Consider the following 566-nt stretch of genomic DNA (forward strand, 5'->3'; position numbering starts at 1 on the left):
GTGCTCTTCACCCTCTGGGAAGGCGAGCGCCCAGTGCGCTACGTGCATGGTCTGGTCAGCCGTTTCAGCCAGGCTGAAAGTGGCTTCCACCGCACCTACTATGACGCGCTGGTCGAGCCGCAACTGGCCCGTGCCGGCCTGCGCTCGAACTGGCGCATCTTCCAGCAAAAGACCGTGCCGCAAATTCTCGAGCTGATGCTCCAGCGCCAGGGCATCACCCTGTACGAACTGCGCGCCAGTATGGACCATCAAGTCCGCGAATTCTGCGTGCAGGCCGGTGAGACGGACCTGGCGTTCATCGCCCGCCTGGCTGCTGAAGAAGGCTTCGTCTACCGCTTTGCGCACAGTGAAAAGCTGCACAAGCTGATCATCACCGACCGGCTGCAATCATTTGGGCTGATCAGCCATGGCGCCATCAAGACCGAAGATGAAGATGTGGGCTTCTTCGATGCCGACGAGCCTGTAGACCCTGACAGCGTGCTGTACCAAGCCAACAGCGGTGGCGATCAAGCAACGCCCTGCCTTCGCCGCTTGCGCTACAGCGAGCAGGTACGCACTGCCCGCCA

General features: G+C 61.3%; 1 protein-coding gene. It reads left to right on the forward strand.

Translation table 11 applies throughout. From position 1 onward, the window contains the following. Positions 1-566: contractile injection system protein, VgrG/Pvc8 family (locus IAE33_RS24385; protein ID WP_268933282.1), on the forward strand; the 566-nt coding region annotated here is incomplete at both ends.

It is taken from the genome of Pseudomonas sp. S60, from assembly GCF_016647865.1.
Classification (GTDB): Bacteria; Pseudomonadota; Gammaproteobacteria; order Pseudomonadales; family Pseudomonadaceae; genus Aquipseudomonas; species Aquipseudomonas parafulva.